Source organism: Vreelandella sp. V005, from assembly GCF_052645115.1.
The window spans coordinates 207720-226586 of the sequence record NZ_JBQXYA010000006.1; the positions used below are offsets into that span (position 1 = coordinate 207720).

18 protein-coding genes are annotated in these 18867 nt (G+C 54.7%); 9 read left to right on the top strand and 9 right to left on the bottom strand.

The window, feature by feature from the left end; translation table 11 throughout:
* Genes ACUN8H_RS14620 through ACUN8H_RS14630 form a run of 3 tightly spaced genes read left to right on the top strand, consistent with a single transcriptional unit; the run spans position 1 to position 3304 of the window.
* On the top strand, positions 1 to 546 hold the full coding sequence (locus tag ACUN8H_RS14620; protein WP_445532799.1) for a TRAP transporter small permease: 546 nt from the start codon (positions 1 to 3) through the stop codon (positions 544 to 546).
* Positions 536 to 1825 carry a TRAP transporter large permease gene (locus tag ACUN8H_RS14625; protein WP_445532800.1) on the top strand — a complete coding sequence of 430 codons (1290 nt, stop codon included), beginning with the start codon at positions 536 to 538 and terminating at the stop codon, positions 1823 to 1825. Before ACUN8H_RS14620 ends, ACUN8H_RS14625 begins: the two co-directional genes overlap by 11 nt.
* A 27-nt stretch (positions 1826 to 1852) precedes the next feature.
* Entirely contained in the window at positions 1853 to 3304 is a 1452-nt protein-coding gene (locus ACUN8H_RS14630) for an aldehyde dehydrogenase (protein ID WP_445532801.1), read from the top strand.
* Here the strand turns inward: ACUN8H_RS14630 and ACUN8H_RS14635 are convergent.
* The gene (locus ACUN8H_RS14635) at positions 3297 to 4223 is read right to left on the bottom strand and encodes a helix-turn-helix domain-containing protein (protein ID WP_445532802.1); all 927 of its coding nucleotides are present in this window, start codon (positions 4221 to 4223) and stop codon (positions 3297 to 3299) included. The genes ACUN8H_RS14630 and ACUN8H_RS14635 overlap by 8 nt on opposite strands.
* Before the next feature lie 146 nt (positions 4224 to 4369).
* On the opposite strand from ACUN8H_RS14635, the gene pobA reads away from it, so the two are divergent.
* Positions 4370 to 5554 carry a 4-hydroxybenzoate 3-monooxygenase gene (gene pobA, locus ACUN8H_RS14640; protein ID WP_445532803.1) on the top strand — a complete coding sequence of 395 codons (1185 nt, stop codon included), beginning with the start codon at positions 4370 to 4372 and terminating at the stop codon, positions 5552 to 5554.
* Between the two features lie 58 nt (positions 5555 to 5612).
* Here pobA and ACUN8H_RS14645 read toward each other — a convergent pair whose 3' ends face one another.
* The 7 genes from ACUN8H_RS14645 to ACUN8H_RS14675 form a co-directional block, all read right to left on the bottom strand.
* Entirely contained in the window at positions 5613 to 6281 is a 669-nt protein-coding gene (locus ACUN8H_RS14645) for a nitroreductase (protein ID WP_445532804.1), read from the bottom strand.
* Positions 6282 to 6346: 65 nt separating this feature from the next.
* Positions 6347 to 7567, bottom strand: a complete 1221-nt coding sequence (locus tag ACUN8H_RS14650) for an ABC transporter substrate-binding protein (protein WP_445532805.1) — start codon at positions 7565 to 7567, stop codon at positions 6347 to 6349.
* Between the two features lie 95 nt (positions 7568 to 7662).
* On the bottom strand, positions 7663 to 8142 hold the full coding sequence (locus ACUN8H_RS14655) for a MarR family winged helix-turn-helix transcriptional regulator (protein WP_113270261.1): 480 nt from the start codon (positions 8140 to 8142) through the stop codon (positions 7663 to 7665).
* 71 nt (positions 8143 to 8213) lie between these two features.
* Positions 8214 to 9353: a cyclohexanecarboxyl-CoA dehydrogenase gene (gene aliB, locus ACUN8H_RS14660; RefSeq protein ID WP_445532806.1), complete on the bottom strand. Its 1140-nt coding sequence runs from the start codon at positions 9351 to 9353 to the stop codon at positions 8214 to 8216.
* A 70-nt stretch (positions 9354 to 9423) separates the two neighbouring features.
* Positions 9424 to 10215, bottom strand: a complete 792-nt coding sequence (locus ACUN8H_RS14665; protein WP_445532807.1) for an enoyl-CoA hydratase-related protein — start codon at positions 10213 to 10215, stop codon at positions 9424 to 9426.
* A 34-nt stretch (positions 10216 to 10249) separates the two neighbouring features.
* Positions 10250 to 11017 (bottom strand): SDR family NAD(P)-dependent oxidoreductase, encoded by a 768-nt coding sequence (locus ACUN8H_RS14670; protein WP_445532808.1) that lies wholly within the window; start codon positions 11015 to 11017, stop codon positions 10250 to 10252.
* Between the two features lie 43 nt (positions 11018 to 11060).
* Positions 11061 to 12722 carry an AMP-binding protein gene (locus ACUN8H_RS14675; protein ID WP_445532809.1) on the bottom strand — a complete coding sequence of 554 codons (1662 nt, stop codon included), beginning with the start codon at positions 12720 to 12722 and terminating at the stop codon, positions 11061 to 11063.
* Positions 12723 to 13003: 281 nt separating this feature from the next.
* Here ACUN8H_RS14675 and ACUN8H_RS14680 point away from each other — a divergent pair, with 281 nt between their 5' ends.
* Complete coding sequence (locus ACUN8H_RS14680) at positions 13004 to 13825, top strand: 3-keto-5-aminohexanoate cleavage protein (protein WP_445532810.1); 822 nt, start codon at positions 13004 to 13006, stop codon at positions 13823 to 13825.
* 39 nt (positions 13826 to 13864) lie between these two features.
* Complete coding sequence (locus ACUN8H_RS14685; protein WP_445532811.1) at positions 13865 to 14272, top strand: nuclear transport factor 2 family protein; 408 nt, start codon at positions 13865 to 13867, stop codon at positions 14270 to 14272.
* A 13-nt stretch (positions 14273 to 14285) separates the two neighbouring features.
* On the opposite strand, the gene ACUN8H_RS14690 is transcribed toward ACUN8H_RS14685, so the two are convergent.
* Complete coding sequence (locus tag ACUN8H_RS14690) at positions 14286 to 15194, bottom strand: LysR family transcriptional regulator (RefSeq protein WP_445532812.1); 909 nt, start codon at positions 15192 to 15194, stop codon at positions 14286 to 14288.
* A 200-nt stretch (positions 15195 to 15394) separates the two neighbouring features.
* Here ACUN8H_RS14690 and salA point away from each other — a divergent pair, with 200 nt between their 5' ends.
* From salA to catC, 3 genes are all read left to right on the top strand, one after another.
* Entirely contained in the window at positions 15395 to 16693 is a 1299-nt protein-coding gene (gene salA, locus ACUN8H_RS14695; protein WP_445532813.1) for a salicylate 1-monooxygenase, read from the top strand.
* Positions 16694 to 17180: 487 nt separating this feature from the next.
* Positions 17181 to 18299, top strand: coding sequence for a muconate/chloromuconate family cycloisomerase (locus ACUN8H_RS14700; protein ID WP_445532814.1), 1119 nt, complete (start codon positions 17181 to 17183; stop codon positions 18297 to 18299).
* A gap of 57 nt (positions 18300 to 18356) precedes the next feature.
* Positions 18357 to 18647: a muconolactone Delta-isomerase gene (gene catC / locus ACUN8H_RS14705; RefSeq protein ID WP_445532815.1), complete on the top strand. Its 291-nt coding sequence runs from the start codon at positions 18357 to 18359 to the stop codon at positions 18645 to 18647.
* Positions 18648 to 18867: the final 220 nt, after the last annotated feature.

An 18867-nucleotide genomic window follows, 5' to 3' on the forward strand; every position in this document is an offset into this window, starting at 1 on the left:
ATGCACTCTACTCTCTCTTTTCAACAACTCCTCTATCGGGCCAGCCATTGGCTGGCCCTTGTTTGCCGCTTGGTGGCGGGTGTCGCACTGATCGGGCTATTGGCGGTGACCATTGCCGATGTCAGTACTCGCTATCTTTCCCGACTAACGGAAGGCGCCATTGCGTTGCGTGTTTCCGGCAGCGTTGAGTTGGTTAGCTATTTGATGCTGTTCGCGTTATTGGCGGCGATGGCCGCGAATGTCGAGAAAAGCCAAGTGGTGGTGGAAGCTTTCTCGCACCGTCTACCCCAGGCGATAAAAAATCGTATCCAAGGTCTATTTTTGCTGGGCTTTACGGCGCTGGGGCTGATCCTGTTTGTGGGGTTACTGGATTCTGCTGCTGCTGCCACGCAGTACGGAGAAATCACACAAGACCTTCGCTTACCCATGGGCCCGATTTTCCAATTGGCGGCGGTGCTCAGCTTACTGCTGGGATTACGAAGTTTTATTCATTCGTTACTGGGCATGATTTATGCCACAGGTGAGGAGGCGCCTCATGGGGAGTGAAGCGATTGGCGCCATTGGGCTAGGGCTTTTATTGGTATTGATGATTCTGCGTGTGCCGGTTGCTCTCACGATGCTGATCGTGGGCGTGGTGGGGTTTGCGCAAATCATTAGTTGGGACGCGGCCGTTGCACAGTTAAAAACGGTGCCGGTAGAAGTGCTCTCGAACTACAGCTTTAGCGCCGTACCCATGTTTATCTTAATGGGCGTGCTGGCGGCCCATTCGGGTATGGCTGGTAAGCTGTTTGATTCAACGCGGGTCATTTGTGGTGGCTGGAAGGGCGGCTTGGCGATTGCGGCGGTGGGCTCTTGCGGTATCTTCTCGGCGATTTCCGGTTCCTCATTGGCGACAGCCAGTACCATGACCCGAGTAGCGCTGCCGGAGATGGAGCGCTATGGCTATAACCGTGGCTTGGCCACTGGGGCGCTTGCTGCAGGCGGCACGCTGGGCATTATGATTCCGCCCAGTATTGCGCTACTTATCTACGCCATTCTTACTGAACAGTCCGTGGGCGATATGTTCATGGCGGGCTTGATCCCCGGCCTACTGGGGCTGCTGATGTATTCCCTGACCATTACCGTGGTGATGTGGCTGCGCCCCTCACTTGCGGTGGCCGGTGAGCCTACGGCTTGGAAAGAGAAGCTGCTCTCGCTGACCGGCTTAGTGCCGTTCTTTGGCGTTTTCCTGGTGATGATTTTAGGCATCTATTTTGGTGCCTTTACACCGACGGAAGGCGCTAGTGTAGGTGCGTTCGCCACGCTGCTTTACGCCCTGGTAAAAGGTATGCGCGGTGCGCAGCTTTGGGCCAGCGTCCAAGAGACTCTGGCGCTCTCTGCCGTGGTGTTCTTTATGCTGGTGGGGGCTGAGACGCTGGGTTACTTCATCTCCGTCTCGCGCATCTCGTTCTCCATTACCGATGTGCTCTACGGCATGGATCTCACGCCACTCGTTGTCGTGCTGTGCATCCTGGCGCTCTACTTTGTGTTGGGCATGTTTATGGACTCCATCGCGATGCTGGTAATCACCGTGCCGGTGGTTTATCCGATTATTCAGGCGATGGGTATCGACCCGGTATGGTTCGGTATTTTGACCGTACTGACCGTTGAGCTGGGACTCATGACCCCGCCGGTGGGGATGAATGTGTTTGTGATTAAAGCGATGGCACCACATGTGGGGTTAGGTGAGATTTTTAAAGGGGTCGCGCCGTTTGTTGTCTCTGACTTACTACGCCTTGCACTGCTCATCGCTTTTCCTATTTTGAGCACTATGTTTCTGCTGTAAGCTGTTTTATTACAAGGAGTTAATGCCATGTTCAATACTCAGCTATTGTCGGCGGGCCAATCAACCGCTGCCGAGCAAACCGCCACCTTTACCCGTGCGAATCCTTTAAGCGGTGAGGCGGTCACCACCGCTGCGGCGGCAAGTGTCGGTGATGCGAACACGGCAGCGGACGCCGCAGGCCGAGCATTTGAAGCATGTTCGAAAACGGGCCCAGGGGAGCGGCGCGCCAAACTGCTCAAGGCGGCTGAACTAATGGAAGCACGTCAGGGGGATTTCATCGATCGAATGGTGGAAGAGACCGGTGCCACGCTAGGCTGGGCAGGTTTTAACGTCAAAGTGGCGGCCGATGTATTGCGTGAGGCGGCGGCGTTAACGACGCAAATCCAAGGCGATATCATTCCCTCGAACGTACCTGACAGTATGGCGATGGGGGTGCGTGCACCCTGTGGTGTCGTGGTGGGTATCGCGCCCTGGAATGCACCGATCATTCTGGGTACGCGGGCCATCGCCACACCTTTGGCCTGCGGCAATAGCGTTATTTTGAAAGCTTCAGAGCAGTGCCCGGCGACGCATCATTTGATTGGTGAAGTATTGCAGGAAGCGGGGTTTGGCGACGGTATCGTCAATGTGATTACTAATGCACCGGATAACGCCGCTGATGTAGTGAGCGCGCTGATTGCCCACCCAGCCGTACGGCGGGTCAATTTCACTGGCTCCACCGGTGTAGGCAAAATCATTGCCGAGCAAGCGGCTAAACATTTAAAGCCTGTGCTGCTTGAACTAGGTGGCAAGGCGCCGTTTTTGGTATTGGATGATGCAGACATAGACGCGGCCGTGGACGCAGCGATTTTTGGCGCGTTCTTTAATCAAGGCCAGATCTGCATGTCTACGGAGCGAGTGATTGTCGATAACTACGTGGCGGATGCTTTTGTAGAGAAATTTTCCGCAAGGGCTCAGGCGCTAAAAGCAGGGGACCCGCGTGATGAAAGCAACACGCTCGGCACGTTAATCAATGCGCAGTCAGGTGAAAAGCTAAATAGCTTAATTGATGACGCCGTGGCTCAAGGCGCGCGCTTAGTCGCGGGTGGCAAAGCCGAGGGCGTGGTCATGCAGGCCACGATCATCGATGATGTGACCAGTGCTATGCGGCTCTATAGCGAAGAATCGTTTGGCCCGATCGTGGCGGTGATCCGCGTTAACGGTGAAGAAGAGGCAGTGCGCATCGCTAACGATAGCGAGTACGGACTCTCATCGGCGGTGTTCAGCCGCGATAGCGCACGCGCCATGAAAGTGGCAGGCCGCTTAAAAACGGGTATTTGCCATATCAACGCCCCCACGGTACACGATGAGCCACAAATGCCGTTTGGTGGTGTGAAATCCAGCGGCTACGGGCGCTTTGGCGGTAAAGCAGGCATCGAAGAGTTCACCGAGCTGCGCTGGATGACGATGCAGCTAGGGCCAAGGCATTATCCTATTTAGCGATCTCGTTAACCGCCGTTTGACGCAGCCGAAATTCACGCGGCGAAAGCGCTGTATTGCGCTTAAAAAAGCGCGTGAAGTAGGCGGGTTCAGAGAAGCCTAAGCTGTCAGAGACTTGGCCAATGGTCATATTGGTATAGGTGAGCTGGCGCTTGGCTTCTAGCTGTAGGCGCTCATGCAGCAATTGCAGGGCGCTGCGACCGGCGATTTGGCGACACAGCATATTCAAGTGCGCGCTACTCACCCCTACCTGCTCGGCTAACGCTTCAATACTGGGCTGCTCACGGTAGTGTGCTTCGACCAGCGCCTGATAATGCTCTATATGCTGCCGGCCTTTATCGCTTTGGCGTGGGCCGTAACGTTTCGCAGGATTGCCAACGGCACTAAGACGCGACAGCTCGACTACCAAGGCTTGTATCAGAGCTTCGAGCAGCCTATCGCGGCCGGGGGCCGGTTGGCGGTACTCCTGGTCGATCTGCGACACCAGCGTGGCAATGCGCGCTGGCTGGTTTTCCCCCCTTTGGCTCGAAAGGGAGAGGCGATAAAAGTCGGCTTTTTTAAGCGCACTGCTCTCACCTATGAGGCTATGTAAGTGGTCTGCCAGCGGTTTGGCCAGGGTAATAATGTGCCCTTGTACATCGGATGAGAAGCGGAAACCGTGAATCGCCATCGCGGGCACAATAATGGCGACGATACCCTTTAAGTGATGGCTCGTTCCTTCTAGTGCTAACTCAACGCTTCCTTGGCTAATAAACAGAATATGTACCAAGTCGGCGTGACGATGTGGGCGGATAATCCAGTTATGCAGTTGGCTGCGCTCGGGAATCGATTCGCAGTGGAGCAAGTCGGGCGTGGGCCAATGCTGGGTCTCGCCATAGAGTTTAAATACTGGAACGGAGGTTGCCGATGAGGCTGCCATCTCCTGCATCTCCTTTACGACTAAGGTGGGGTAATAAAGCGCTAAATGTCCAATAATTGACCTAGATCATGCCTTATTATGCGGCGTGTTTCATTGAAAAATACAACTTATAAGTTTTAGATAATGACAATGATGAGGCACCTTCTATGAAAACACAGGTCGCGATTATTGGCGCAGGACCTTCCGGCTTACTGCTTGGCCAGCTACTGCATCGCCAAGGCATCGACAACGTGATTGTTGAGCGGCGTAGCGGTGAGTATGTATTGAGCCGTATCCGCGCCGGTGTGCTGGAACAGGGCATGGTGGACTTGCTGCGCGAGGCGGGTGTTGACCAGCGCATGGATAAAGAAGGCTTACCCCACGACGGCTTTGAGCTGGTTTTCGACAACCGCCGTGTGCGAGTCGCCCTGGACGAGCTAACCGGCGGCAGTAAAGTGATGGTGTACGGCCAAACCGAGGTAACGCGGGATCTAATGGAGGCGCGCGAAGCCGCTGGTGCAACCACGCTTTATGAAGCAGAAAACGTGCAGCCCTTCGACCTGGAGAGTGATAGCCCCTATCTCACCTTTGAGCACAACGGCGAAACGGTCAGGCTCGACTGCGACTACATCGCCGGGTGCGATGGCTATCATGGCGTATCCCGCCAGGTGATTCCTCAAGACCGCATCAAAGAGTTTGAAAAGGTTTACCCCTTTGGCTGGCTGGGCATGCTCTCGGATACGCCGCCGGTTTCTGATGAGCTGATTTACGCAAGCCACAAGCGTGGTTTCAGCCTATGTAGCATGCGCTCCGCCACCCGCAGCCGTTACTACCTTCAAGTACCGCTGGATGAAAAGGTAGAAGATTGGTCTGACGAACGTTTTTGGGAAGAGCTGAAGCGCCGCCTGCCTGACGACGTTGCCGCAAAGCTGGTGACTGGGCCTTCGATTGAGAAGAGCATCGCACCGCTGCGCAGCTATGTGGTCGAACCCATGCAGTACGGGCGATTGTTCCTCGTCGGCGATGCGGCGCATATTGTCCCACCTACTGGCGCCAAGGGGCTCAACCTAGCGGCTAGCGATGTGAACACGCTTTATCGATTAATGATGAAAGTCTACCAAGAGGGACGCACAGATTTGATCGAGCGCTATTCGCAAACCTGCCTGAAACGCATCTGGAAGGCGGAGCGTTTCTCCTGGTGGATGACCTCCATGCTGCACAACTTCTCTGATGAAGAGGATTTCAACAGCCGCATGCAGTTGGCCGAGTTGGACTACGTCACCAGCTCTAAAGCTGGGCTGACGACTATTGCTGAAAACTATGTGGGTTTGCCCTATGAGCCGCTTGAGTAGTGCTAGCCCTTCTCGTTATTTCTTCGTTGCCCAAGCGCCTGCTCGGGCTTTTTTATGCTTAAACGCCATGAAATATCGTGAAATTCTCGACACTTTCACGCTCAGTTATAAAACTGTTCTCAGGTGCTTGAGGGTCTTCGTAACCTAGCGCTATGCCACACAGCAGTAGCGAGTCCTCATCCAGCTTAAGCGCGTCGCGAATAAGCGTGTGGTACCAGGCAAAGGCAGCCTGGGGGCAGGTATGCAGCCCTTGGCCACGGGCGGCCAGCATGATGCTTTGGATAAACATGCCGCAATCCATAAAACTGCCGGTTTCCAGGCGACGATCCATGGTGATGAAAAGCCCCACGGGCGCATCGAAAAAGTGAAAATTCCGCCGCGCCTGGGCCTCGCGTTTGGCTCTGTCTTCGCGGCCAATGCCGAGCGTGGCATAGAGCCCAAAGCCACAGCGGCGGCGGCGTTCCAGGTAGGGTTCAAACCAGTTCTGCGGGTAGTAGTGGTACTCTGGAGGATCGCTTTTGCCGTGATCAACGGCGTCTAACAGCCGCTGACACAGCTGCTCTTTGGCGGCACCCGCCACCACATGGACTCTCCAGGGCTGGATATTACTACCGCTGGGCGCACGGCTCGCAATCTGCAATATGTGCATCACCGTTGCGCGATCAACGGGGGCGTCGAGAAATCGGCGCACCGATTTGCGGCTGGTGATGGCGGTATCTACATGCATGCGAGCACTCCCTAAAAAGTCGCGCGGCGCTTTCCCGCTAGCATGCCGCGCGTATTGGAATAAGGTTATTGGGCGACCAAGGGGCAGCGGCTATCTTCCAGCGATTGGAAGGCCTCTTCACCCGGGATCGTGCGCACTATTTCGTAAAGATCCCACTCGTTAGTGGAGGCGTCAGGCGCTTTTACCTTGGCCAGGTACATATCATGCACCATACGCCCATCATCACGAATGTAGCCGTTGGTGGCGAACATGTCGTTAATGGGGGTGTCTTGCATCATGGCGCGAACGGTGGCGGAGTCGTCCGTGCCGCTCGCTTCGACGGCATTCAAGTAGTGCATAACGCTGGAGTAAACGCCTGCCTGTACCATGGTGGGCATCCGGCCGGTGCGTGCTTGATAACGCTCTGCCCAGGCCCGTGAAGCCGCATTCAAATCCCAGTACCAGCCGGTCGTTAGCTGCATGCCTTGGGTGCTCTCTAAGCCCAGCGCATGAATATCGTTTAAAAACACCATCAGTCCAGCAAGCGATTGGCCGGACTGTGCCAGGCCAAATTGTCCCGCTGTACTAATCGCATTAACGGTGTCGGCCCCCGCATTCGCCAGCCCTACGATCTTGGCGCCTGAGCTTTGCGCTTGCAGCACATAGGAGGAGAAGTCGCTGGTATTTAGCGGATGGCGCACGCTCCCCAGTACCTTGCCACCATGTGCTTCCACGACGGCGGTCACGTCGTTTTCCAGCGAGTGACCAAAGGCGTAGTCAGCGGTAATCATGTACCAGCTATCACCCCCCTCTTCGAGTATCGCTTTAGCGGCACCATTAGACATGGCGTAAGTGTCATAGACCCACTGCACATGGTTGGGGGTACAGTACTCGTTGGTGATACTCAGTGCTGCGGCACCCGCCACCATGGCAAGCTTATCGTTTTCAGCCAGAAGCTGAGTAGCAGCGATCGTCACCGACGAGGCCACCATGCCGGCGACCATATCGACATTACGCTGGTCGATCCATTCACGGACGGTGTTGGCTCCCACATCAGCGCTGTTTCGATCATCACCACTGAAGACCACAATTGGTGCGCCGTTAATCTCACCGCCGTGATCTTCGACCGCCATATTGAGCGCTTCCAAACCGCCTGGGCCTGCCAAGTCGCGGTAGGGCCCTGACATATCGGATAAGTAGCCAATGCGAATTTCATTATCGCTGATGCTTGCCTGAGCGCTGCTGAACGCACTGGCAAGCGCGATGCCTAACGCCATGACTAATGGTTGTTTATTTAGAGCAGACATAGAACCCCCAACCCCGCGCAAGACGAGGCAGATTGTTGTTATCGGTATGGGTAGTAACGCTGGGTGCACTGCAACAGCGCCGCTAGTTAGGTTGGTTAACGTGTTTCGGTCGTTTCCTCCTTGGCGCTTGGCGCGGTATGTTCTAAATCGTGCTGAAGCTTATTGAGGTAGTGCAGCAGGCTGACGGTTTCATCGAAAGAGAAGCTGCCCAGCCCATCGCGGTAAAACTCATGAATACGGGGCTGTAAACTCTCCCAAAAGGCGCGACCTTGGCGGGTCAGTAAAATAATCCGCGCGCGCTTGTCATCGGGATGAGGGATACGTTCGACATGGGCATCGCGCTCCAAACGCTTAAGCACGCCGTCCAGGCTTTGACGGCTAACCACCAAATACTCGGTAAGCGCATTAAACGAAATCCCCTCTTCAAAGCCTTGGCGTGAAAGCGCCCCCAATACTGCCCACTGCACAGTCGTCAGGCCTACTTCACTTATCGTCTGCTTTTGCAGAATATTGCTAACCTGAAAAAGGCGAAAAAATAGTCGGTTGGCCACGCTTTTGTCGTCTTCACTCGCCATCGGCATATCCTTGACTGGGTCGATAGAATCAGCGCCCAGGCGATCAGGTGAGACAAGCAAAAAGCCAGCGTTCACGCAGAGACCGACTGACGCGCAATAATATTTTTCATAATCTGAGCCGTGCCATCACCAATCTGCAGCCCGAGTACATCGCGCATGCGCTGGGAAAACGGCAAATCTTCCCCCCAGCCCGTATGCCCATGGGCCAGCATGCACTGTTTGATCACATCAAAGGCTAGCTTCGGCCCCCACCACTTATTCATGGCGGCTTCAGCGGTATGCGGGCGCTGGTTGTCTTTTAGCCACAGCGCGTAATAACACTGCAATCGCGCTGCTTGTACGTAGGTCTGGTATTCCGCCAGTGGATGGGTCAAGCCCTGGAAGGCGGCTAACGGCTGGCCAAAGGCTTCACGCTGGGTGAGCCACTGCCAGGTTTCATCCAACGACTGCTGAGCAACGGCCAAACACTGTAAACCAATCAGCGCACGGCTATAGTCAAACCCCTGCATCACCTGCTTAAAGCCCTGCCCTTCGATGCCTAGCATGTGGTCGGCAGGCACGCGCACATTGTCGAAGAAAATAGAGCCGCGGCCAATGGCTCGTTGGCCTGAATCCTCAAAGCGACTGGTCGAAATACCCGGACTCTCCATGGGCACTAAAAAGGCGCTGATGCCGCTGGCGCGCTGCTCTTGTGTGCCGGTACGCGCAAAGACCACCGCGACATCCGCCTGATCGGCCATGGAAATAGAGGTTTTTTCGCCTTTTAACAGAAAGCTATCGCCGTCACGGGTTGCTTTGAGCTTAAGGTTGGCCGCATCTGAGCCGCCGTGGGGCTCGGTAAGCGCAATACAGCAGATCTTACGGCCAGCCGTCATGCCGGATAACCACTCTTGGGCCAATTCAGGCCGGGCGTGATGGGCGATAATTTGACCATTAAGAGAGGCGAGCAGGGGCAAGTAGCCGACGTTAAAGTCGCCCTTGGCGATCTCTTCTACAATCACCCCAGTGGTAACGCAGTCCAGCCCGCTGCCTCCCAACGCTTCGGGTAGCTCACCGCCCAGGCAGCCCATCTGGCCTAACTCGGCGACGATTTCGCGCTCAATGCATGCCGCCTGCTCACGCTGGCGGTAGCGAGGCGCCAATCGCTCGCTGGCAAACCGCGCGATGGTGGCGCGAATGGCTTCTTGCTGTTCGGTAAATGCAAAATTCATGACGCTTCACTCGCTCTCTTAAGACTGCCCTTTGTACCGGGGAGCAACGTTTATAACGGATGTTCGATAGCTAATAATATTTACGAAATTCGGGCTTACGCTTCTCTTTAAACGCGGCAACGCCTTCCTGCGACTCCTTGGTGGCGTAGTAGAGGCTGAGGGCCTGCATACCAAGCGCTCCAATACCGGCGATATTTTCGCTGTCTGCATTGAACGAGCGCTTGGCGATGGAGAGAGCCGTGGGGCTTTTTTCAAGAATTTCGTCGCACCATTTACGCACCTCCTCGTCGAGCTGTTCAGGCGGCACCACTGCATTGAGCAGCCCCCAATCCAGCGCTTGCTGAGCGGTATATTTTCGGCACAGGTACCAGATTTCACGGGCTCGTTTTTCGCCAATCACGCGGGCGAGATAAGCGGTGCCAAAGCCAGGGTCAACCGAGCCCACTTTTGGGCCCACCTGGCCGAAAATGGCTGTTTCTGACGCAATGCTAAGATCACACACCACGTGTAAAACATGCCCGCCGCCAATGGCGAACCCATTCACGCGCGCAATGACCGGTTTAGGCACTTGGCGGATCAGCGTTTGCAGCTCCTCTACCGGTAGACCGATGATGCCGCGGCCATCGTATTGGCCTTCATGGGCACCCTGGTCGCCCCCGGTACAGAATGCCCTGTCCCCCGCACCGGTGAGCACAATGACGCCAATCGATTTATCCCAGCCAGCACGGTTGAAGGCATCCAGCAGCTCCATACAGGTTTGCCCGCGGAAGGCGTTATAGCGCTCGGGTCGGTTAATAGTGATCGTCGCGACGCCGTCGTTTACCTCATACAAGATGTCTTCGTAGTGAGTGGTATGGCTCATGATGCAGCTCCTTGTCGTTGTAAGTGGCTGGGTGTTAACCCGCCATGGTCAGCCCGCCGGAGACGCTAATCACCTGCCCGGTAATAAAATTGGCTTCATCGCTCGCGAGCATGACGATAATTCCGGGGTAATCTTCCGGTTGGCCAATACGGCGCATAGGCACGGCGTTGCGGAAGGCTTCCAATAACTTCTCTGGGTCGCGGGAGGTATCGGCCACGCCTTTTAGAAGGGCGGTATCGGTAGGGCCAGGACAGACGACGTTGACGGTAATATTTTTGGTGGCCAGCTCCCGGGCGAGGGTTTTACTTAAGCCGAGCAGCCCGGCCTTGCAGGCGGCATAAACGGCTTCACCGGAAGAGCCCACCCGGGCTGCGTCAGAAGCAATGTTGACCACCTTGCCACCACCCGCCTCAACCATTCCTGGCAGTACGATGTGGTGCATATTGAGCGCGCCGGTCAGGTTGACGGCAATCAGTGACTCCCACATCGCAGGGTCGGTTTTAAGAAACGGCATAAAGCGGTCGAAGCCCGCGTTATTAATCAAAATAGTGGGCCTGCCAAGCTCTGCTTCAATGCGCTCAACGGTCGCTTTGATAGCGCGGTAATCGGTGATATCTGCAGCGTAAGCGCGGGCGTTACCGCCTGCGTCAATAATGCTATCAACGCTGGTTTGGGCAGCGTGCTCGTCGCGGTCAAGCACAGCGACCAGCGCGCCTTCCTGAGCAAAACGTTGACACACCGCGCGGCCAATGCCGCCACCGCCGCCGGTCACGATGACGGTTTTTCCAGTTAAACCTTGCATATAGTTTTCCCACTACGGGTCATTTGAGGCGCCTAATGACACATCAAGCGCGTGAATCGGCATGCATAGCCGCTTGGTCGCGAAGCTTAAATTTCTGAATTTTTCCAGAGGGCGTGCGTGGCAACTCCTCCAGCACTTGAAGAAACTCCGGATGGTATTGACGCGTGACATGCCGCTCGGTAAGAAACTGTGTGATCTCTTCAAGGTTCAGGCTGGCGTAGCCCTCTTTGAGTACGACGTAAGCAACCAACCGCTCTCCCAAACGCTCGTCAGGCCGCCCAACAAGCGCCAGTGCCTGGATAGCAGGATGCTGATAGAGGGTATTTTCGATATCCACAATGGGGATATTCTCGCCGCCACGAATAACCACATCCTTGGAGCGCCCGGTGATTCGCACATAGCCCGCTTCATTCAGGCGTGCTAAATCCCCCGTTGGGAACCAGCCTTCCTCATCTACGCCGTAAAGCTCAGGCTGCTTGAAGTAGCCAACGAACAGACTGGCACCGCGCACCCATAAGCTGCCTTCCTGGTTAGGCGGCAAGGGGTTGCCCTCAATATCCGTTACCTTGAGTTCCATAAAGGGTAGGGGGACGCCATCGGTTTCGACTGAACATGAGGGTGCGTCATCCAAGCGGGTAGTGGTAACGGCGCCGTTCTCGGTCATGCCCCAGGCGGAGATGATTTTAGTGGGTAAATTACGCGCCGCTTTCTCTACCAGCGGGCTGGGTATCGGGGCGCCCGCACATAGAAATAGCTTCAATGACTGCAGATCGCTTCCGTGAGCAATCGCTTGCTCGGCGATATCGGCCAAAAAGGGGGTAGAGCCCAGCATCAGAGTGGGCTGTTCAAGGCGTACGATATTGACGGCTTCAGCGGGTAACCACGTGTCTTGTAGAACGGCCGTGGCCTGCAAGTAGATCGGCATCATCAGGCCGTAAAGGAAGCCTAACTGATGGGCCAGAGGCGAAGGCATCAAGGTGGTATCAGTAGCCTTCAGCGCTAAGCGTTCGGCAAGGGGGCGAATATGGCTAAGCAGCGTATTGGATGTGTGCATTACCCCTTTCGGCTTACCCGTAGTACCCGATGTGTAAAGCAGTTGCACAACATCATCGCCAGATGGGCGACGCTGCTTAAACAGGGCAGCCGCATCGTGCGTCTGCTCCTCGCCATGGTTAAGCAGCCGTGCTTCAAAGCTGTATTCTCCATTACCTTCATCGCCAATCACTAGCACGTGGGTTAGCGATGCCAATTCTGCCTTCAGCGTGATTGCCATGGCAGCATGGTCAAAACCGCGAAACACGCCGGGTACGACGAGCAGCTTACTTTCGGCTTGGGCGAGCATAAAACGTAACTCATGCTCGCGAAAAATGGGCATAAGCGGGTTAAGTACCGCGCCAATGCGTACGCACGCTAAGTGGAGCGCGGTCATTTGCCACCAATTAGGCAATTGGCAAGACACCACATCCCCCACCTGAATACCAAGCGAGACAAGCCCAACGGCTATTTGAGTGACCCGCTCATTGAGTTCGCGATAGCTAAGCTGCGTGCGCTCTCCTGTGGCCATGGTGTAGGTGACAATGGCTGGTTTGTCAGGCACTTGCGCTGCCGCTTTGTCAAGGTAGTCTGTAATGAGCATGTCATTCCAGGCGCCTGACTGCTTCATGGCATTACGACGGTCTATTGTCATATTGGTAGTAATAGACATTCCTTAAGCTCCAGAAATTACTATTAATTTTGTTTTTATAGGGTCTAGATATAAAATCTAGTGGTTCACCTCGTTAACCTAGAAATTAGGTTAGCTTCAAAATTATGTCAAGTACTTGTCATTTATTTTAGGTTGGAAGGCGTAATTTCGGAAAGTGAATTCGCCTCACAGCCGAAAACCGCTCTTGAGCCTTGAGGAATTAAATTTGACGCTTGGGAGGAGGTGAACTAATTTGTTCGTAATACAAATTAGTGTTCGCAATAAGAACAAAAGAGGTGTCCATGGCTCAGCCCTGCATAATTTGCGTCGCCATTACCGGCAGTCTGCCGCGCAAAGAGAACAACCCTGCCGTGCCCATCACGGTGGAGGAGCAGATTGAAAGTACCCAGGCAGCGTTCGAGGCGGGCGCTACGATTGCTCACTGCCATGTGCGCAACGATGACCAAACACCTTCATCCGACCCAGAGAAGTTTGGTCGGCTGATGGAAGGGCTTAAGAAGCACTGCCCTGGCATGATTATTCAGCTTTCTACCGGTGGGCGTTCCGGCGCTGGAGAAGCGCGTGGCGGGATGCTGCTGCTCAAGCCTGATATGGCCAGCCTCTCAGTAGGCTCCAATAACTTCCCCAATCGCGTTTACGAGAACCCGCCGCAGCTAGTGGATTGGCTTGCCGATGAGATGCTTAAGTACGGCGTTAAGCCCGAAATCGAAGCGTTTGATCTGTCGCATATCCACCAAGCAGTGAACCTTACCAAGCAAGGCAAGCTAAAAACGCCGCTCTATGTTCAGTTTGTCATGGGGGTTAAAAACGCGATGCCAGCGGACAAGCCAACGTTTGATTTCTATATCGAGACGCTCAAGCGCCTGGCGCCGGAGGCTCAGTGGTGCGGTGCGGGTATTGGCGCCAATCAATACCTGCTTAACGAGTGGTCGATTGCGGCTGGCGGTCATACCCGTACCGGTCTTGAAGATAACGTTCGCCTGGATAGCAAAACGCTGGCGCCCTCTAATGCCGCGCTGGTCGCGCGTACCGTCGCCTTATGTGAAAAATATCAGCGCCCCGTGGCTACGTGGCAGCAGGCCCGTGAGGTGCTTGGGTTATAAACAGTACAAAAATAGCAATTAATAAGCAGGAGTAAAAAGATGACGAATATCCCTGTTGTGGGCGATGCACCCGAGATCGATGAGATCAAACGGGTTGTGCAGCTATATGTGGATGGCTTTCAAGGCGGTATGGAAAAGCTTCAGGAGGCATTTCATAAAGAGGCGTGGATTTTTGCTCTGGACGCTGAGGGCGCCTTGGCAACTGACTTGATCAGCAACCGCTTCGAGCGCTGGGCGAATAGCCAGCGAGCGGTGAAGAGCCGTTTTATTGCCATCACCCAGGCCGGAGAGGTCGCCAGCGTTCTACTAGGCTTTGATAATAGTGAAAACCTTGAGGACTCTTGGGTCGATGTGATTGCCTTGGTGAAGGTTGACGGCAGCTGGAAAATTACCAATAAAACGGCAGCCCATAGCACCCGCGCCGCGTGGGCGAAGCCGAATTCCTAGGCGTTAATGACCCCTATTCAGAGAACAGAGAAAACATCAGCCCACGCAGCCAGCGGTTGCCTGGGTCCTGATGAAAGCGACGATGCCAGAAAAGATTAATCGGGATTTCTGGGAACGTTAGGGGGTGCTCACGAATGGCTAACCCGAAACGTGTTCGCGTTGCCTCGGCTAACTTATCGGTGACCGTCACTACGAGGTCGCTGTTGCTGACGATATAGGGAACCGCCGCGAAATGCAGCAGTGTTAACCGAACTGGGCGCACGACCCCAGCGTGCGCAAGCTGCTCTTCGATAATGCCATGCCCGGTCCCCCGGGCAACCACCACCGCGTGATGCGCTGCGCGAAACGCCTCAAGGCTAAATTCTCTAGCGGCGAGCGGATGATGCTCGCGCATTAGGCAAACGTAGCGTTGCACAAACAGTCGCTGCTGGTAGAAGCCTGCCCCAAGTTGCGGGATCAGGCCAACTGCCAAATCAATCTCTCCCTCCTCCATCTCGTTTTTCAGGTCATTATGGTGGCTGCGCACGGTATTGAGTGAAATCCCCGGCGCATGGTGGGAAAGATATTGCAGCAGGCGTGGAAGGAACACGATTTCACCGATATCGGTCATGTTGATATGGAAAGTGCGCTCACTGTTAGCGGGATTGAAATCGTCGCATAGGTTCAGCGTTTCGTTCATTCGCGACAATGCATCCGCAATGCCGGGGTGAAGTCGACTGGCACGGGGCGTAGGTTGCAAACCTTGCGACGTGCGCTCGAAAAGTTCGTCCTCCAGCAAGTGGCGTAAGCGTTTCAGTGCGTGACTCACCGCCGGTTGGGTGATACCCAAGCGCAGCGCCACCCGTTGTGTATTTTGTTCCTGGTACAACAAGTCAAAAACGACCAGTAGATTCAGGTCAATGTTGGCCAGCTTCTCCATCATCTTGCGCCTCGCCACGTATTCCACGATGGTCGAATGCAGCCGTTAGAGAGGTTTTTAACTGATTGATTCATCTTGTTATTAGCGCCGCTTATAGTCTGAATGAAGGAGGCTGTGTGGTGACAGTTGACGCTTCCGAATAGCGTAAGGGGAGAGCGTAACGCTCAACATATAACGATAGGTCCCCTGAGCAGAGTTAAATCATGATCGCTAACAGCACAGTAGCAAATACACAGCCAAAACGTCTTTCGATTGGCATCATCGGGGGTGGTATCGGAGGCGTCGCTTTCGCCGTTGCATTATCCCGTGATAGCCAGCTTGATGTTCAGCTTTTCGAAGCGGCTCCTCAGTTCTCAGAAATTGGTGCGGGTGTCTCCTTTGGCCCCAATGCGGTAAAAGCCATTCAGCTATTGGGGTTGGAAAACGCTTATCAGCGTATTGCCGACTCCTCACCAGCGCCCTTTGAGGATGTCTGGTTCGAGTGGCGCCGAGGCAGCGATGATACCTACTTAACGGCCAGCCTGGCGCCAGGTGTGGGCCAATCCTCGGTACATCGTGCCGATTTTCTTGCTGCGATTGTTGCCCATCTGCCTGAAGGCATCGCCCATTTCGGCAAACGCTGTATAGACGTTAAGCAAGACGCCGACAGCGCCACCGCCAGCTTCGACGATGGCACTCACTTTACGGGGGATGTGATCATCGGATTTGACGGCATTAAGTCGGCGGTACGCCCCCATGTGCTACCCCCGGAGCAGTACGGCGAAATTACGCCGTTCTGGAGTGGCACTTATGCTTATCGTGGCATGATTCCCACCAGGGAACTAGAGGCTGCTCTCGAGGCTAAAGGCAGCGAGAAACGCCTGGCATGGGTGCCTCAAATGTATCTTGGCAAAGATCGCCATATTTTGACCTTCCCGGTTAAGCAGTCGCAACTGGTTAACGTTGTGGCCTTCATTACCGATCGTTCGATACCGAACCCTAAACTGTCCGAAGGTGAAGCGTGGGTTCAAGCCGTCAGCCAGGCAGAAATGTTAGACGTATTTGCAGGTTGGAGCCCGGCTTGCCAAGCCATTCTTGGGTGCATTGCTGAGCCAACGCGCTGGGCGCTGCATGAGTTGCCTGAGCTTGCCCGCTACCAGCGCGACCGCGTACTGATCGTTGGCGATGCCGCCCATGCGTTAGTGCCTCACCAGGGGGCGGGGGCCGGTCAGGCGCTGGAGGACGCTTATGTGCTGGCGACCCTGTTGGTGGATGCCAGTTGCCATCGTCACAACGTCAGCGATGTTCTTGCTACCTTCGAACAGGTACGCCATGCACGCACCTGCAAGGTGCAGCGCACTTCTCATGAGGCGGGCGACGTATACGAGTATGCGGGCGTGGGTATTGGCAGTGATGAGGCCAAGCTCATCGAGAACCTGGAGAAACGCTTCGATTGGCTCTGGAACCATGATCCCCATGATGACGTATTGTCAGCAAGGAAGGCATTAGGACTAGACAACTAGTCTGAGTTTCCCGTTTGGCGATGAGATAGCGACGATTTGCCAGCGTCGACTTATTCTTTTGTCGCAAGAGTCGCCTGTTTCAGTGCGCTTCGGTGAATGCGGTGGAACGCTATAAATAGCGGCTGGACATAGGGTTTAGCGCTAGTGCATTGCATAATAGTGAGTAACTGGTATGGGTAACACGCGCCTGTCATGGGTTCACATAAGCATTGTCACCCAATGGGTGATGATACTTGACTCATAGCCGTACTAATTTTCCAAGCATTTGAAATAAATATAAAAAAATTATCCATAAGAGAGTAATGGATATAGCTATAGGAAAAGTTTAGATGCCCAATTCAGCTTGGCTGTCAGCTAAATCGGCAGGATTGTCCGCTTATTGGTGATACCTCCTCGGTATGACCCAGCACCTAAACAATATTGGTTCCCTCTACTTCGCGCCATCAAACTGACCTCAAGTCAACGATTGCCAGACGCTGGAGCCTGCATGTCAACCGTCATCCAACATATTGAGACGCTATTGGTCGACCTACCGACCATCCGTCCTCACAAACTCTCCATGGCTACCATGGCTTGCCAAACCATGGTGATTGTACGCATGCGCCACTCCGACGGTATCGAAGGGCTGGGCGAAGGCACCACCATTGGCGGCCTGGCCTACGGACCAGAGAGCCCGGAGAGCATTAAGCGCAATATTGATACTTATCTAGCTCCGCTGCTGGTCGGTCAGCCCTCCAACAATGTTCACCAGTTGCGTGCTCGGCTTAACCGCCATGCCCGCGGCAATATGATCGCCAAGTCTGCATTAGAAACGGCGCTGTTGGATGCCCAGGGCAAACGCTTGGGATTGAGCGTCGCCGAGCTGCTGGGCGGCGCACGCCAGGATCACTTGCCCGTGTTATGGACGCTAGCCAGCGGTGATACCGCCAAAGATATCGATGAGGCGCTGCTGCGTTTAGAACAGCGTCGCCACTGCGACTTCAAATTGAAAATTGGTGCTAACCCGGTCGATCAAGACGTGCGCCATGTGGCGGCGATAAAAGCGGCGCTGGGTGACCGTGCCAGCGTACGCGTTGACGTTAATCAGGCCTGGGATGAATCCACCGCCGTTCGCGGTATTCAGGCGCTGCAGGATGCCGGTATTGAGCTAATTGAGCAGCCTATTGGCGCTCGTGAACATGCCGGTTTAGTTCGCTTGGCGAATCGTTTCAACGTGCCCATGCTCGCCGATGAAGCGGTGCAGGATGCCCGCGATGGGCTAGATCTTATTTGTGGCGGTTTTAGTGGCGCCTTCGCGCTGAAGATTGCCAAATCAGGCGGCATTCATGGCGCTTTGGAGCTTGCCCATGTCGCCCAAGCAGCTGGGGTGGGCTTATATGGCGGCACCCTATTGGAAGGCACCATTGGTACTGCCGCCTCACTTCACGCCTGGGCAACGCTGCCCGAGATGGCCTGGGGCACCGAAATGTTCGGCCCGCTGCTGCTGAAAGATGACATTGTCGCAGAGCCTCTCCAATACACCGAGTTTGGCGTAGAAGTGCCGTCAGGTACGGGACTGGGCATCAAATTAGATGAAGATAAGTTGGCGCACTACTCACGTAAGTAAACGCCACGCAAACAAAACCATCGTTTGCATCCGCCCGCGATGAAAGAGGAGAGCCATATGCTGTTTCAAGTTGAGATGACCGTTAAGTTACCGCCCGACATGCCAGCCGAGCAGGCCGCCAAGATCAAGGCAACGGAAAAAGCGTACTCCCAAGACCTACAGCGTCAGGGCAAATGGCGACATTTGTGGCGGGTAGCGGGCAGCTACTCGAACGTCAGTATCTTTGACGTGGAAGACAACGCCGAACTGCAAGAGTTGGTCAGCAATCTGCCGCTCTTCCCCTACATGGAGATCCGCGTCAAACCGCTGTGCCGTCATCCCTCTTCAGTGCGCGACGACGACAGCTAATTATCGATAGAACACGCCAGTTCTTTTTATAAAACAAAAGCCTATAAAAATAGAGGTTTCATCATGACCGTGAAGATATTCGATACTCCCGACGTTCAAGACTTCATCAAAACCGTCGCCGGCTTTGACCAGTCAGGCGGTAACGACCGCGCCAAGCAGATCGTGCACCGCCTAGTCGGCGACCTATTCAAGCTGATCGATGACTTCGACGTCACCGAGG